Source organism: Pseudomonas syringae (assembly GCF_021606685.1).
Classification (GTDB): Bacteria; Pseudomonadota; Gammaproteobacteria; order Pseudomonadales; family Pseudomonadaceae; genus Aquipseudomonas; species Aquipseudomonas syringae_R.
Map to the genome: position 1 here is coordinate 22239 of NZ_WKCB01000036.1, position 15850 is coordinate 38088.

Below are 15850 nucleotides of genomic sequence, written 5' to 3' on the forward strand. Positions count from 1 at the left end.
CGCCAACGAGATTGCGCGTGCCTGCAGTCAAGCTGCCGAGTCAGCCGACAGCGGCTGGACAAAAGCACGCGAGGGTCAGCAGCAGATTGATGCGGCGGTTAGCAGCGTTGACCAACTGAGTCATGAAATCGAGAAGTCCGCCGAGTCAATGCAACAACTGGAACGTGACAGCAACGATATCCAGTCGATCCTCGGCACCATTCGCTCAATCGCCGAGCAAACCAACCTGCTGGCACTGAACGCCGCCATCGAGGCTGCCCGCGCTGGCGAGCAGGGCCGTGGGTTTGCCGTGGTCGCCGATGAGGTCCGGGCGCTGGCCAAACGCACGGCCGACTCCACCGCCGAGATCGACGGCCTGCTGGGCACCTTGGCCAAGCGCACGGGCCTTGTCACGCACCAGATGCGTGCCAGTCTGGATGTCTCGCAACAGTCGGTTAGCCGAATCGGCGTGGCGCGTACCAGCTTCGGCCTGATTCGCGATTCTGTGGATGTGATTCGAGACATGAACACTCAAATCGCCACGGCAGCTGAGGAGCAGCATCAAGTCGCCGAAGGCATCAATCTGCATATCAGTCAGATCCATGGCGATGCGCAACGTGTCGCAGAGTTGGCTGAATCGGCGCGTTTGAATTCATCGGGCTTGGCCGGGTTGTCTGCGGAGCTGGACAGCCTGGTCCGGTGTTTCCGTACCTGACGAGCGCCCAAGATGAGGGCCAGTACCTGCATTGGCCCTCGTTGCCGGGCGTTATTGCTTACTCATACCAGGCCGGCGATTTCAGCGCATTCCGCACGAACTCAGTGCTATGACCGATCCACAATTGCGAGTGGGTCTGCTTGAGGAAATCTTCCATGGCTTGTCGCGATTCAGGTGTGCCGGCGTGCTTTTCCTTGTCCGGCATGCGGTTTTTCGTGCGTTCTTCGGGGTAGTGGTAAAGGTCACCGGAAATCAAGACCCCGCCGAATTGCTTGAGCTTCACGTACAGCGATTGATGGCCGGGGGTATGCCCCGGGGTTTGTTTCAAAATGACTGAGCCATCGCCGAAGACATCGTAGTCGCCCTTAAATAGCTGCTTGGGGTTGTGTTGAAGTGAGGCAAAGGACGCCGCGTTTTCAGGAGTGGCTTGTGCGCTGAACATAAAACCCTGCTCGGCTTTGGAAGTCAGCCACGTTGCGCTCGGGAATTCGCTGATGTTACCCACGTGATCGAAATGCGAATGTGAAAGCGCGAGGTAGTTGATGTCCGTTGGTGCGACCCCAATGTCGGCCAACTGGCTGAGCAGTGTCTTGGTGACGATTTGCCCATAGCCATCGATGGCATTTTCATACACCGGTCGTCCGATCAAGCGGTCAGACAGTCCTGTGTCGAACAACAAAACGCCTTTGGGGTGCACGACCAGGTAGCAGGTGACGGGCATGTTGGTATCGACCACTTCCTCACGTGTGAGGTTGTACGATTCCGGGTGGTTGTAGATCAGTTGTCCACAATCGAGCACGTAGACGCGCAAGGTTTTTACGATCGGCAGCGGAGCCATCGCAGGCCGATGCTGAGCGGGTGAAGAGGGGAGTGTTTGGGCATTGACCCACCCTGCGCTGCATAGCGCAGCCGCCATGCACAAGCCCAGCCCAAGTATCTTTTTACCCATTGCAGTGCGCTCATTTTTCATCACGTTCTTCTTGTTTTATAAGTTGATTGATTTCGCCCTTATTGCGACGTGAGTCGCCGTTGAGGGGGTGAATGGAGCCAATCACCACGTAAAAGCAAACGCCACGCGTCGCCAATAAGTGCGCAAAACAATCTAATTAATTGTATTACAATGTGTCAATATTATTGTTGTATGGATTGTGGCGTGTTGATTGAGGCTGAATGGCAGAACGGGATTGGAGGTCAGAGGTTTTCGTCGATAACGATCTTCATCACCAGCGGCAGTACGGGGGGCGCATTGATTATCCCCTGCTGATGCAGCAGGTAGTCGATACAGGCTTGCACCTGGCCCTCCGGATCTTGGTCCAATACCAGCGACATCATGCCCTGGCGCAGCAGGCTTGCATGCAATGCGCTGGCTTCGTGACCGATCCACACGGGGTGTGCATCCGCCTGGGTGAGGGCCGCCTGAATCCCCAACGATCCGCTGCCGGTGTCGTATAGCCCCGCCAAAGGTTGATCTGCAAGGCATTGCGCGACAGCTGCGCGGGTAAGTTCATCGTCGTCGAAGCACTCGATCGGGCCGATGACGCGCGTGTTGGGGGCATGCTGCGTCATCACGTCGATAAAGCCTTTGGCCCGCTCCTGGTGAGCAAAAAAAGCCAGTGAGTTGACCACCAGCAGTACCACCCCCGGCCGATTGCCTACCCACTGGCTCATCAACCTTCCTGCGCTGCGCCCGGCGGCATGGTTGTCGATGCCGACATACACTGCACCTGGTACATCGGTGAGGTTGCTGGTGAGTAATACGGTGGGCGTACCGCCCTGCACGATGGCGTTCAACGCCTGGTGCACGGTGGGTGTATCGGGGGCGACCACGATCATGCCGTGGCGACGCGAGCGCGGTTTGCGCAGGGCGTCTAGCAGTTGCTGCGGTGCGCCCTCCGCCCAGCGTTGATGGCGCAGGGTAAGGTGGGCACTGAGACGTTGGGTCTGACGTTCGAAGGCTGCGACCAGCCGCTTGAAGTGGTCGGTGGCGCTGTCGCTCAGCAGCACATCGACAATCATTGGGCCGGTAAATGGCGTGGGCAGCCCCGGGCGTATGCCCAGGGCGCGTGCCACGGTCAGGACCTTGCGTCGTTTAACATCGGACACCTTGCCACGGTCATTGAGCACACGGTCCACGGTGCTCAGGCTGACGCCCGCCAATTCTGCGACCTTCAACAGCCCGTGACGCTTGAGTGTGCTGCTCATGCCAAGCACGCTTCCTGTGAGGGGTGGGCCTGTGAGTGTACCGGCAGGCCCTATACGGCGTCAGTGAGAGGTACCGTCCGCGCGCAATTGCGCCGGCAATTTGCGCGCCTCGCGTACCTCGGCAACTTGATTGGTGGTCACCTCCGGCGCGGCGTTACCCCAGCTGTTGCGGATGTAGGAGAGTATTGCCGCAATCTGCTGGTCCGACAGCTTCCACGCAAAACTGGGCATTGCACCGCTGGTGGGATTGGTGAGGGTCACCGCGCCGCGGCCACCTTCCAGCACCGTAGTGATCAAGCTTTGCGCATTCTCAGCCTGGATGCCGGGGTTATCGGCCAGGCTCGACGCCAGTTGATTGATACCCTTGCCGTCACTGTTGTGGCACGCCGAGCAATTGGCCGAGTACACGTTGGCGCCTTGTTGCATCAATGGTGTACGCGCTTTGAGCGCTCGCGGGCTGAGGGTATCCGAACCGGGCAGGGTCTTGAGATAAGCGGCGATGGCGTACAGGTCTTCGTCGCGCATGTGCTGGGTCGAGTTGGTAACCGCTTCGGCCATAGGCCCGGACGCTACGGCCACATGATTACTGCCTGTCTTGAGGTATTGCACCAGTTGCGCATCGCTCCAACCGCCGATACCCACGTAGGGGTTGCCGGTAATTTCCGGTGCGTGCCAGCCGGCCAGTTCGCCGCCTTGCAGGTACGCGCCACCCTTGTCACCGCCGAGGAAGTTTTTCGGTGTATGGCAAGCCGCACAGTGCCCGAGGCCGTCGACAAGGTAGGCGCCGCGGTTGATCTGCTCGGTAGCGTCTGCCCCCGGTTTGAACGGCGTGTTATCAAAGAACAGCAGGTTCCAGCCCATCATCATCAGGCGGATGTTGAACGGGAAGGGCAGTTGATTGGAAACGACTTCGTTATTCACCGCCGGCACCGTTTGCATGTACGCCCAGAGGTCGTGCATATCCTGGTCGCTGACTTTGACATAGGCGTTATAGGGCATCGCCGGGTAAAGGTTCTCGCCATGTCGGCCTTTGCCTTCACGCACCGCACGGGTGAACTCCTGCTCGGTCCAGGCACCAATGCCGGTGTTTTTGTCGGAGGTGATGTTGCTGGCGAGCAATTTGCCGAACGGCGTTTCCAGTGCATAGCCGCCAGCAAAAGGTTTTCCATGACGGGGATCGGTATGACAGGCCGCGCAGTCCCCGGCGATGGCCACGTAACGGCCGCGCGCTACGGCGGGGTCTTCCTGGGGCTGAGTGCTTGGCGCCTTGATTCCGGCGCTGTGGTCTGCCTGTTGCCCTGGCTGGGCAATGCTGTCCGCTGCATCGGCAACGCTGAATGCACCGTACAGGCCAATGGCCGAGCCCAGGGACAACACGGCGGTGGCCGTCAGGGCCATGCGAAGACGCGGGTTCATACTGGCATCTCCACCAGTGGGCCGGGTTTGGCCAGGTATTGATCGATGATCGCCTTGGCGGTCCACAGGCTCAGGGCCCCGATGGTCGAGGTTGGGTTGTAGCCGGCGTTGTTGGGGAACGACGAGGCGCCCAGCACGAATACGTTGTGCACATCCCAGCTCTGCTGATAGCGGTTGAGTACGCTGGTTTTCGGGTCCAGGCCCATGACCGCGCCACCGATGGTGTGGTCGCTGGACGGCAAGTACGGCCCGTAGTTGACGGCGGCGGCATCAAAGCCGTTAACGATTTTCGCGCCCATGGCCTTACCGATTTCTACAGCCTTTTCTTCGGTGAACCTGGCCATGCGCCGGTCGTTTTCGTTGTAGTCAAAGGTCACGCGAATCAACGGATCGCCGTTGGCGTCCTGGTACTCCGGATCCAGATCCAGATAGCACTCGTCGTGGGAAAAACTGGTACCCTGGTTGAAGATGAACGTGCCGTTCTGGAAGGCATGGTTATAGGCCTTTTTCCACTCGCTGCCCCAGCGCGGAGTCCCCGGCGGTGTTGCATCGGCGTTGCCGATGGGGCGTGCGCCGCGGGCGACCACGAGGATCCCGGCACCGCCGATAAAGTCCTTGTCGGAGTGGTCAAAGTTGTCGCCGTTATAGTCGTCTACCTGGGCGGAGAGGGCGCCCGCACCGATGTACTGGTTGAGTTGCTCGTCTTCAAAAAACAGGTTGGCGCCGGATACGGTCTGGAAACTATAGGCCCGGCCCACTACCCCGGTGCGGATTTCGGGGTTATAGGGTTTGCCGATTTTCGAGAGCAACAGCAAGCGTACGTTTTGCATCTGGAAGGCAGAGAAAATGACAATGTCTGCCGGTTGTTCCCACTCCATTTTATTGCGGTCCAGGTAGCTCACACCGGTGGCCGTTTTTCCGTCTGCGGCGAGGTTGGCGCGAAGCACGGCAGACTCGGTCAGCACGGTAAAGTTGCTGCGTTGCATCAGTGCAGGAATCACGCAGGCGTTGGGACTCGACTTGGAAAAGTTGCCGCAACCGTAATACAGGCAGTAACCGCAGTAGGTACACGGCCCCATGCGCACACCCAAAGGGTTGGTGTAGGCCTGCGACGCCTGGCCGGCAGGCACCATGAACGGGTGCAGGCCAAGCTTTTTGGTGCCTTCGGTAAACAGGTCGGTAAGCCGAGTGGTGGCCAGTGGTGGTAGCGGGAATTCACTTCTGCGGTTGCCTTCGAAGATGTTCGCGCCGTCGATCTTCTCGCCATTCAACACTCCAGCCTTGCCCGACACACCGGCGATTTTTTCAAAGCGTTCGTAGAAGGGTTCCAGGTCGTCATAGGTCACGCCCCAGTCCTGCACGATCAGGCCCTTTTCAATCTGCTGCTTGCCATAGCGCTTGAGCGTAAAGCTGTAAGGCTCGAAGTCGAACGGCAGGAAACGCCAGGCCATACCGGCCCAGTGGGTCCCCGAGCCGCCGACGTTATAGCCCAGCTCGTTCATGCTCCAGTCGCGGGTGGGCAGGGCCGTCTGAGAGCGGTTGTTGCGGAACGTGGTGGTCTCGATGGCCGGCGGCAGCAGCATGCTGCGGCGGGTGTCCCAGCGCAGTTCGTCGGTGTCGACCGAGGGCGGGAAATCGGTAGCTGTTTCGAACCAGGGGCCGCGTTCGATGGCAATCACATTCAGTCCGGCGCGGGTCAGTTCTTCGGCAATCAGCGAGCCGCACCAGCCGAGGCCGACGATCACTGCGTCGGCTTTGGGGCGTACATTGGCCATGGCACAATTCCTCTTCAATGCAACAAATCACGGTGAGTCGGCGCTGTTGGCGGTGCCACAACGCTCAAGTGTTCGGGGTGGATCAAAGTGTGTTGTCGATCAGGCTGGTGGGGATGATGCTGAGCTTCTGCCCCTTCTTGGCGATGACGTCACGGAAGTCATATCGCGCGCCCGGGAAGCCGAGCATCTTCCAGCTGGCCATACCCTTGTTGCCGCCGTAGATCGGATCGGACAGGAAGCCTTCACGCACGTTGGCCAGCACCTGTTCGAAGATTTCCTTGGCGCCGTCGTCGAACTCCGCCCCGACCTTCACTGCGTTCTTCTCAAAGCGCCGCAGCACCTCGTCCTGTTGCTCGCCTTGCAACTGGATGAAAGGTTTTGCGAAATGCGCCTGGCAGTACTCATCAATCGCCACCAGCCCTTTGCGCCAGCGGTCAGCGGGGGTAAGTGCCGACTGAGTGCCTTGCTCGAATGTCCCTTTGACGAAACGTCCCAGCCGATAAAGCGTGGCGCCTTTGCCGTAGTCACCGGCCAATTGGCGGTCGATAAACGTCGCGCAACCGGCTTCCTTGCCTCCGATCGACAGCTCGTCCGTTGGGATCAACCGTTCGGCAATCGCTTCGGTGGTCTGAAATTCATGTTGATTGAAAAACGCCAGCCCGCCCTGACGTACGTTGGGTAAGGTCGGCAGGCTAGCCGTTCCCGTTTCCCAGGGTTGGCCACCGGTGATTTCTTCGGCACGGGCAACGGGTAATGTCGACGCAGCCGCCAGCGCGATGGCCGACGATAAGAAGTCTCTGCGCTGCATGAGGGTTCCTTAGAGGCTCAGGCACGTTTCCCGCGCGCGCACGGCAGCGCCCGCAGGGCTTGAAGCCCGCGGCAATCACACGAACATGGATGGCGCAAGGAGAACGAGCGGGGTGATTCAGAATGTTTCGAGCGGGGAGTTTAGGGTGCGTCAAATGACCGCGCTATTAAAACTTTTGACGTAAAACCCTCAAAAGATTGACCAATGACAAGCGCCAATCTATTGATAAGAAAACTCTTTTTACGTTGTAGTGGGCGGGGTTGACGGATGATTGACTGCTGGAGCATTTATCGGTCAGAGAAACGTAGAGACCCAGATCGGTGACAACAGCATCATCAGGGAAATCAGTCGATGACAAGTCGAAGGGTTTTATCAGCACAAAGGGATGATCTATTACGAGCGCGGCTCACTCATGGCGGTGCTGGATTATCCGGTTGGCAGGTGCAATGACACCTCCATAGCTTCACTGAGGAGATCTGCCGCTCTTAATTACGTCATCGTTTGCCACGCGATTAAACTCGCTTAATCTTTCCCGTTCGCCGCAAGCGTGGCCTCCAGTCACAGTTGGTCCGTTCGCGTTTGAAAGCGCCAAAAAACAAGTCCATCATCAAGTATTCTTGCATTAGTGTAATAAAATAAAAACTATATAAAACAATGAGTAAGCCATTCAATGCCTGTCTCGTTTCCCGCTCCAAGTATTAAGAAAAAGCCACTCAATAGAGTGGCTTTTTTTTGCCTGTGATTTAGGCAATAGACGCTTAGGCGTCCGTGGCGGCGGATGAGTCGTTGGTTTCGCATATACAGCGTGAGCGCCTGGCAATGCTGGTGGCGTATGAGGCGCCGACTGATTTGACCGTGCCTGAGTTTGCGCGTTTGGTTGCTCTCTAACCCGCTGGCGATTACCAATTGAGCCAGTGATCGGCGGGCGCGCTAACCAACCACTCGCATTTTGATGGGCAAACGCATGCGCGGTACGTCCGTCGGATTTCCTCAATATGTAGGGGGGGAGTGCCGATAGCCTCTCATAACCCAAGAGGCGGTTTTCCATGTTTAATACCAAGCTCAAAAACCAGCTCATTTCCCAGGAAGCGGAGTTGTCGGAGCTACGCCAGTTACGCGATGGCCTCAACCGTGAAATGCTGACGCTGAGTATCGATTCAACGTTTAAAATTATTGCATGCAACGATAATTTCGCAGCGGCTTTAGGCTATACCCAGGAGCGTCTCCTTGGGCGCGCAATGTCGGAAATTGTTCCACATTACGTATCGAAGCTTCCTTGTTTTCATAATTTTCGCGCTGCCGTCGCCTCAGGCAAATCAATCACAGACGAGTATCGGTACTTGCATGCTGACGGCTCACTGGTCTGGATCCATGCGCATTGGCAGCCCGTAACGGACGTAGCGGGCAAGCTGAGCCATGTCGCATGTTGTGCGACGAATATTACTTCTCGTCTTGAACAGGCTTCTGAGAATGCGTCATTCATCGATGCATTACTTCGTTCAACCGCGGTAATCGAGTTCGACCTCTCCGGGCACGTACTCAAGGCGAATGACCAGTTCTTGAACGCGATGGGCTACAGCCTGGGACAAGCGAAAGGCAGTCATCACCGTATATTCTGCAAGCCAGAAGAAAGCTCGTCCCAAGGATACAAAGATTTTTGGCTAACCTTGAACAAGGGAGAGTTCGTTGCTGGTCGCTTTGAACGTGTTGATAGTCGCGGTCAGACCATCTGGCTGGAAGCGACCTACAATCCGGTGTATGACACTGAAGGCACGCTGTGCAAGGTCGTTAAGTTTGCAACGGTAGTCACTGACCAGGTTGCCCGAGAACAAGAGGTCAGTGACGCAGCCCGAACTGCATTTGAAATTTCCCAGCAGACTGATGTTAGTGCTCAGCATGGAGCAGTCGTAGTCAACGACACGATGCACACAATGCGCAAGATCGCCGTTGATATGCAGGCTGCCTCGGGTGGGGTCGAAGCGCTCGGTAAGCAGTCATTGTTGATCAGTTCGATCATTCAGACCATCAGTAGTATCGCTCAACAAACCAACCTGTTGGCTTTGAACGCTGCGATTGAAGCTGCCCGGGCAGGCGAACAGGGTCGAGGCTTCGCCGTAGTAGCGGATGAGGTCAGGCAATTAGCTGGACGCACCAGCAGCGCGACAGAAGAGATTGCTTCTGTGGTCTTGCAGAACCAGAAGTTGGTCGATGAAACCGTCGGTGAAATGGCAAACAGTAAGTCCCAGGCGGAACAGGGTCTTGCACTTGCTACCCAGGCAGGCGAGGTCATAGTGGAGATTCAGGATGGTGCGAGGAGGGTAGTCGACGCGGTAGGAAAATTCGCTAATCAGCTAGCTTGAGACGCGATTTTCAAGGATCACGAGAGGCAGTCGCTACGTGTCCTCAGCCAGGGGAGGGCTTGCACATCCGACATCCCTGAAGCCATGCCGTGGCCGATGCGCACTTCTGCCTGACGTCAACCCAACATGATGTGCAGCTTGATGACCGCGTAGAGCGAATTGAGGTTTCAGGTGCGTTTATTGTTGCTGCCGCATAACTGGCAGTCAGTTTAATGACGCAAGGCGTGATGCTCGGACGCATATCATTGGTTCAGCTAACAAATAAGTGTCCACGGATCTTTACACAAGACGCTCTGAGGAGTCGTTGTGCCTGCGTATATTCTGCTTGGCAACTAACTCAACAGGAGTTCGTTCTGTTGAGTTAGTTGCAAAGCAGCCTTCTCCAAACGCAGTAAAAATTCTTTCCGGGGCTGTCCTCCGCCATATCCGGCGAGTGCACCATTTGTCGCTATGACACGGTGACAGGGCACGACAATAGACAAGCGATTGTGTCCATTCGCATTGCCCACTGCTTGGCTTGCACTTGGCTTACCGATGCCCCTAGCGATGGCACCGTAGGTTGAAACGGTTCCGTAGTCGATTTTTAGAAGCTCTGCCCACACAAGCCTGTCAAAAGAGCTGCCGGGCATATGGAGCGGTACTGAAAATCTCTTTAGCTTTCCATCAAAATAAAGTTTTAGTTGCACTTCGACCTGCTTGATATAGGGATGCTCGCCAGGCGCAATTGAATACCCATGACGCCCACGCAGTTCATTTAATTCAGCGGTTAGGGCCGGGCGGTCAAGAAATTCGAGGAGTACCAAACCTCGTTCCTCTGCCATGGCAATCATTGGGCCCAACGGTGTAGTCAGATGGCGATAAAGCAGGAGCGACGTTTCAGCTGCCTTACCGGGGGGCATTTGAAATGTTTTTTTGAAAGCATCTCTAAAGCCACTCAATGACTCGTATCCTGAGTCAAATGCTGTGTTATCCAGCGTTTCGCCCGAAGAAATCCGGCCTAGGGCGACACCGAGCCTTCTAGAACGCAACCATGCATGAAAAGTCATGCCGAAATTTTGTTTGAACCACCTGCGTAAGCGTAACGGATCGATACCACGCGTAGTTAGTTCAGCATCACTCCAGCGAGCGTCAGGTGAGGCAGATACAGAGGCCAGTAGCCCCTTGACCCAATCTGGCGCAGAAGCCGCGAGATCCAATGGCTTGCATCGTAAGCAAGGCCGATAACCTGCTGCCATCGCTTCGTTGGCCTGCGAAAAAAACTCTACATTCTCTGGCTTTGGCTTACGTGCACCACATGTAGGGCGGCAAAAGATACCTGTAGTTTTGACAGCAGTGAAAAAAACGCCCTCATAGGCGGTGTCGCTGCATAGCATCGCATTTACCATCTCGCTTCTGGGCGGAAGAGCGTGATTGTAAGATCTCATAGACCGTAGCCTCGTCCTCGAATGGGTGTGAAAATCGCTTTCGAGGTGCGGAAAACAGCGGCGATTTTCATGCGGATCACAGATTAATAAGGCGAAAATCACTTTCCGCTGAGGTGTTTTTTAGCTGCCATAAGGCTATTCAGGTCGCTGTAGGTATATGCATCCAATGGATACTCGAAAAGCTTTCCCGTTCGCAAGAAGCTCTTGGCTATCGCCTTGTTGGCGCCGTATAGGAATTCAGCAATGCTGGAACCGGCGCTTAGCCGTTTCACGCCTAGACTCGTCAATTCATCCATGTCGGGTTGGCCGTTCCAGGCAAGCAGATTGACGGGTAGCCGCGTTGCCTCGCACAGTGTAGCAATGTCGTTTTCCTCAACCATTCCAGCTGCAAAAATGCCGTCTGCACCTGCTTGCTCGAACAGCGATGCACGCAAGAGGGTCTCTGCCAATTGTCGCGCTGGTTCTACCAAAGATCTCAGATAAACGTCAGTTCGTACGTTCACGAACAGGTCGATTCCATGCTTGTTTGCTACCTTCTTTGCCACTTCGATTTTTCGCAAAATCAGATCGGTGCTGCCTGTTCCGTCCTCAATGTTGATGCCAACGGCTCCAGCCCCAACTACGCAGTCAATAACTTTAGCAACCGACTCAAGGTCGTCGGAATAGCCCCCTTCGACATCGACCGTGAGGGGGACTGTGAGTACTCGAACCATTGACTCAACTGTAGTAGTCAGCAGTTTTAGGGGAAGTTGATTGCCATCTTGGTATCCATGCGCCCAAGCAACGGCGGCGCTGCTGGTCGCGACTGCCTTACTCCCTACGCTCTCAACTATACGTGCGCTGCCAGCATCGCTCACGTTGGCGAGTACCAACAAATTATCGTGGTGAAGGTTGCGGAAAACCGCACTTAGTGGCGTCATTCAGTGGTACCCCGGTGAGAGAAGACAGATGCAGATCGCGCTATCGTAAGCTGACTACACCGACGTCTCCACCGAGAAATCGACAGTGATTTAAGCGTTAGCGAATAGGGTTTTCACGGGCGAGGGAGGCGTGAATACCTACTCAAAAGCCTGCTGAAAGACGTTGCCATACACATCCAGTCATCGCAGGGCTCGGGTATTGATGGCGTCTCCTTCGTGAGCGCCCAGCATAACGCAGCTCAAAAAATGAGTAGGCGTCTGCGCGGTTATCTGCCTAAAGGCAATCAGATGTAAGCCGATGACATAGATACAAATCCAATCCTGACCCGCTCCATCGGTCAGTAATGCGTCATCTTTAATGGAGCTGCTTCATGAAGACCTTGTCGCCGAGTGACCATGCACAACTATTGCGTGAGACCACCGCGCAGTTCTGGAAGCATATCGTCCCCATTGTGCAGCTCGGCTTTTGCATTCACTTCATATTCATTTTCATCTTTGGCGCGATGCACTTACCTTCCCTTGCGCTGAGTAATGTATTGAGCGTGCTGGTTTATGCCGCCTGCCTGAAGGCTATTCGAGCAGGGCGTTACAGCCTTACCGGGATATTGATGAGTGTAGAAATTATTCTGCACGCGTTACTGGCTACGTGGGTGCTGGGTTGGGACGGCAATTTCTATTTTTACCTTTACTGCTTGATCCCCATTATTGCGTTCAGTTTTCAAGAGACGCGCTTACCACGGTTGTTGCTCTATCTGGCTATCCTGGCCGTGTCGGTGGGTGGATTTGCCTTGCGTAAGCACCTTGGTACCGACTCAGGTGTGGCGCCACAATTACTTGAGATATTTGGCGTCGTGAATGTGTTGGCTGCCCTTGGCGTGCTGTTGCATTGCACCGCATTGTCGGTACGTTTCACGCGGTCAATGCAAGCCAAACTGTTTCAGACCGCCAATCGCGATAGCTTGACCAATCTCTATACCCGGCGCCGGGTAATGCACGAGGTGCTGCAGTTAGCCGACTCTGGATCCTCGACGATCATCCTGCTGGATATCGATCACTTCAAACAGATTAATGACCGTCTCGGCCATGAGCGGGGCGACTTGATCCTCCAGCGAGTGGCTGAAGCCATCAGCAGTAATGTGCGCGCTACAGATGTGGCTTCACGCTGGGGTGGCGAAGAGTTTCTGGTGCTGATGCCACACACACCCGCACATGCGGCGAAGGCTGTGGCGGATCGAATTCTGTTGCGGATCCGCGAATGGGTCGGGGAGTTGAATGACTCCCCACTTACCGTCACAGCCACGCTGGCCGTGAGCGAAATCCACCCTGGAGAAAGCTTTGAAAGCGCCCTCAATCGCGCGGATCAGGCGTTGTATCGAGGCAAACATCAGGGGCGTAACCAGGTGATTTTTGCGAGTTGAGTACACAACGTCACTCACCGCGAGCGTTGTGCGGTTCATGACGGATCAACGGTGTGATCAGCAAGCACTTGGGGTATTGCTGAGGGCATCTACATGTCGCCAGTGGGGGCGGCTTCCTTGAATTTTTCGAGTTACTGATAGCTGGCTACCTATGAGCCTCAGCAAGTTTGAACTAATCGATAGCAGAGTCCCCCTAATGTCGTGAAGGTTGCCTCAAGCCGAGGTTTATCCTGGGTTACTCAATCACACATTAAGGTTTGGTGAATCATGAAGAGCGAACAGGTAGAAGGCGTTGTAGAAAAGGTTGCCGGCAAAGCGCAGAGCGCAGTCGGGAAGCTGTTTGGTGATTCGAAGCTGGAAGCCGAAGGCGCGGGGCGCCAAGCTGCCGGTCAGTTAACCCAAACCTACGGCGATGCGCTGGATAGCGTATCCACGTTCGTCAAAGAGAAGCCAGTTGCTGCAATTGCAATGGGTGCGGTTGCTCTGCTGGTTCTGGACCGTCTGTTTCGCCGCTGAGTCGGGCGCAATCAGCTCGGCAGTATCCGCAACACTGTCCTCGTTCTTTCCAAGGCCGCCTGCCTGGAGAGTGCGAGGATGATTCGTACGCGGTCTTTCACAACGTCGCCATCGCTCCCTGAAGAGTGATGGCAGGCCAGAGCTATGACCAGGGCTATGAATGGGTACCGGTCGCGCAGACGTTGACTGAGAGTTCACGCTTTTTCAGAATGCTCTGCCTTCATCCAGCTCTGCAAGTAACCACTGCCCACGTTGCCAGAGTGCCTGCTGCTTGGATTCATCCATGCGGTCCAGGTTTTTGTAGATCATGGCCATGCGCTGATTGCCGCGAAGACGGTCAGCGTGACGCATCAGGAAATGCCAATACAGCGCGTTGAAAGGGCAGGCCTGGTCGGTGGTGCTTTCGTTCACCTGGTACGCGCAGCCACGGCAATAATCGGACATCCGCTTGATATATTGGCCACTCGCGCAGTAAGGCTTGGAGCCCAGATAACCCCCGTCGGCATGCATGACCATGCCCAGTGTATTGGGCAGCTCCACCCAGTCGAACGCGTCCATGTAGATTGCCAGGTACCACTCACATATTTGACTCGGCGCGATACCTGCCAGCAAGGCAAAATTTCCCGTCACCATCAGGCGTTGGATATGGTGAGCATAAGCGTACTCCAGGCTCTGGTTGATGGCTTGGCGCATGCAGTTCATCTGTGTCTCGCCCGTCCAGTAGAACTCTGGCAGTGGCCGCGTATTACCGAATGCATTGCCATGCGCATAGTCAGGCATCTTCAACCAGTAAACCCCCCTGACATACTCCCTCCATCCGATAAGCTGTCGGATAAAGCCTTCCGCAGCGTTGAGTGCAACGTTGCCGGACAGGTACGCCGACTCCACATCACTGCATAGTTGACGAAGATCCAGCAGGCCGATATTCAGCGCGGCACTTATCCTGGCATGAAACAGAAACGGCTCGTCGCTGGCCATGGCGTCCTGATAGTCGCCAAAGGCTGCGAGGCCCCAGTCGAGGAAGTAATCCCAGAGAGCTTGAGCTTCGGCGTGGGTAACCGGGTAGTCGAATGTGTCGAGAGAGCCATAGTGGCTGGTGAATTTTTTAGCAACCAACGGAAGAACATCTCGTGTGATTGCGGTAGGCGTAAAGCGCGCGGGTGAAGGAGGCCTTACTTGCTTGGGTAAAGCCTTGCGGTTTTCCGCATCGAAGTTCCAGGCGCCGCCTACCGGGCTTCCGTCGCCATTGAGCAGTAACCCACTCTTACGGCGCATCTCGCGGTAGAAGAACTCCATGCGCAACTGTTTTTTGCCTAGCGCCCATTTGGAAAACTCGGCGCGTGAGCAGAGGAAGCGGCTATCGGAATGCCACTGTATCGCTAAGCCGCAGTTCTTCAGCGATTGCTCTAAGCGCCAGTCGCCGCATTCGGTGATGTGTACTCCATCGGGTTGCAAGCGCGCGTGCCAGCGCTCTAATTCGCTCGGCACCGACCCGGTGTTCTCTGGGTCATCAAGCTTCACGTACTGCACACGGGCTCCCCGCGCCTGTAATGCCTCGGCAAAGTGGCGCATGGCACTGAAGATCAGGGTGATTTTTTGCGGATGATGAGGAACATGGCTGGCTTCCTCCATCACCTCAACCATAAGCACGGTATCGCATTCGTTATCCAGGCCCTGCAGTGAGGCGAGATCGAACGACAGCTGATCACCCAGGACCAGGCGCAGGCGGCTAGCGTTGTTCATCAATACCTCCGGGAGGCGACGCGTTGCTGCTTGTGGCGCGTTTGGTATCTGGTATTGCACAGCGCTCAGCGCGGCAGCGAGCGCTACCGTCAGGATGGGGCAGCCATCCCAAATGCGAACGCCAGCGGCAAAAAAGTCTATAGCCAAGATTTAGAAATGGCCTGGTTAACCGCCATGATAACGGAGCCGCCCAGATACCGAGGCCCGCTGCTCGCCAACTGCAGAGTGTTGCATCCAACCCGGTTACCCAGGTTCCATCGTCGAACCTGGCGTGCAGTGATGACTCCATTTGCACGAGCGTGAAACCCAACGATTTTGCGTCGAAGGCTTCATGGCGGATATCGACAAATAGAAGGCGATCCGGCGCCGCTCGCGTACTGAGCAGTTTGATTTCTCGAGCGCAGAGTGGGCAATGGCCGTCAAAATAAAGCGTCAGCGGCCAATCCTTGTTCTTGTACAATGAGGCTAACCTTGTATAAGTTTTCTACAAGATATGCTCAAAGAGCATTGATGACAATGAGCGTCAATGCTGGAGAAAAATTAGTCTTAGGCGGTGGAAACTAGTCGTTGACTC

The 15850-nt window shown here is 55.7% G+C and carries 11 protein-coding genes and 3 pseudogenes; 5 read left to right on the top strand and 9 right to left on the bottom strand.

The window, feature by feature from the left end; all coding sequences use genetic code 11:
* Positions 1-97: 97 nt before the first annotated feature.
* Positions 98-694, top strand: a pseudogene (locus tag GIW02_RS27325) (methyl-accepting chemotaxis protein); the annotation flags it as partial.
* A gap of 58 nt (positions 695-752) precedes the next feature.
* Here the strand turns inward: GIW02_RS27325 and GIW02_RS15260 are convergent.
* The 5 genes from GIW02_RS15260 to GIW02_RS15280 form a co-directional block, all read right to left on the bottom strand.
* Positions 753-1664 carry an N-acyl homoserine lactonase family protein gene (locus tag GIW02_RS15260; protein ID WP_236416857.1) on the bottom strand — a complete coding sequence of 304 codons (912 nt, stop codon included), beginning with the start codon at positions 1662-1664 and terminating at the stop codon, positions 753-755.
* A gap of 221 nt (positions 1665-1885) precedes the next feature.
* Positions 1886-2896, bottom strand: a complete 1011-nt coding sequence (locus GIW02_RS15265) for a LacI family DNA-binding transcriptional regulator (RefSeq protein WP_236414589.1) — start codon at positions 2894-2896, stop codon at positions 1886-1888.
* A 60-nt stretch (positions 2897-2956) separates the two neighbouring features.
* Positions 2957-4312 (bottom strand): cytochrome c, encoded by a 1356-nt coding sequence (locus tag GIW02_RS15270; protein WP_236414591.1) that lies wholly within the window; start codon positions 4310-4312, stop codon positions 2957-2959.
* Positions 4309-6087 carry a GMC family oxidoreductase gene (locus GIW02_RS15275; RefSeq protein WP_236414593.1) on the bottom strand — a complete coding sequence of 593 codons (1779 nt, stop codon included), beginning with the start codon at positions 6085-6087 and terminating at the stop codon, positions 4309-4311. The genes GIW02_RS15270 and GIW02_RS15275 overlap by 4 nt, the downstream gene beginning before the upstream one ends.
* A gap of 82 nt (positions 6088-6169) precedes the next feature.
* Complete coding sequence (locus GIW02_RS15280) at positions 6170-6895, bottom strand: gluconate 2-dehydrogenase subunit 3 family protein (RefSeq protein ID WP_236414596.1); 726 nt, start codon at positions 6893-6895, stop codon at positions 6170-6172.
* Between the two features lie 1136 nt (positions 6896-8031).
* Here GIW02_RS15280 and GIW02_RS15285 point away from each other — a divergent pair.
* Positions 8032-8670: pseudogene (locus tag GIW02_RS15285) on the top strand (PAS domain-containing protein); the annotation flags it as partial.
* Positions 8671-8820: 150 nt separating this feature from the next.
* Positions 8821-9255: pseudogene (locus tag GIW02_RS15290) on the top strand (methyl-accepting chemotaxis protein); the annotation flags it as partial.
* Between the two features lie 332 nt (positions 9256-9587).
* Here GIW02_RS15290 and GIW02_RS15295 read toward each other — a convergent pair.
* On the bottom strand, positions 9588-10679 hold the full coding sequence (locus GIW02_RS15295; protein WP_236414597.1) for a bifunctional transcriptional activator/DNA repair protein Ada: 1092 nt from the start codon (positions 10677-10679) through the stop codon (positions 9588-9590).
* A gap of 98 nt (positions 10680-10777) precedes the next feature.
* Entirely contained in the window at positions 10778-11599 is an 822-nt protein-coding gene (locus GIW02_RS15300; protein ID WP_236414599.1) for an isocitrate lyase/PEP mutase family protein, read from the bottom strand.
* 371 nt (positions 11600-11970) lie between these two features.
* Here GIW02_RS15300 and GIW02_RS15305 point away from each other — a divergent pair, with 371 nt between their 5' ends.
* Complete coding sequence (locus GIW02_RS15305; protein ID WP_236414601.1) at positions 11971-13017, top strand: GGDEF domain-containing protein; 1047 nt, start codon at positions 11971-11973, stop codon at positions 13015-13017.
* A gap of 267 nt (positions 13018-13284) precedes the next feature.
* Entirely contained in the window at positions 13285-13533 is a 249-nt protein-coding gene (locus tag GIW02_RS15310) for a CsbD family protein (RefSeq protein ID WP_236414603.1), read from the top strand.
* Between the two features lie 204 nt (positions 13534-13737).
* Here the strand turns inward: GIW02_RS15310 and GIW02_RS15315 are convergent, their stop codons facing one another.
* Both GIW02_RS15315 and GIW02_RS15320 read right to left on the bottom strand, forming a co-directional pair.
* On the bottom strand, positions 13738-15276 hold the full coding sequence (locus tag GIW02_RS15315) for a cryptochrome/photolyase family protein (RefSeq protein WP_236414605.1): 1539 nt from the start codon (positions 15274-15276) through the stop codon (positions 13738-13740).
* Entirely contained in the window at positions 15263-15736 is a 474-nt protein-coding gene (locus GIW02_RS15320; protein ID WP_236414607.1) for a thiol-disulfide oxidoreductase DCC family protein, read from the bottom strand. Before GIW02_RS15320 ends, GIW02_RS15315 begins: the two co-directional genes overlap by 14 nt.
* Between the last annotated feature and the right edge of the window lie 114 nt (positions 15737-15850).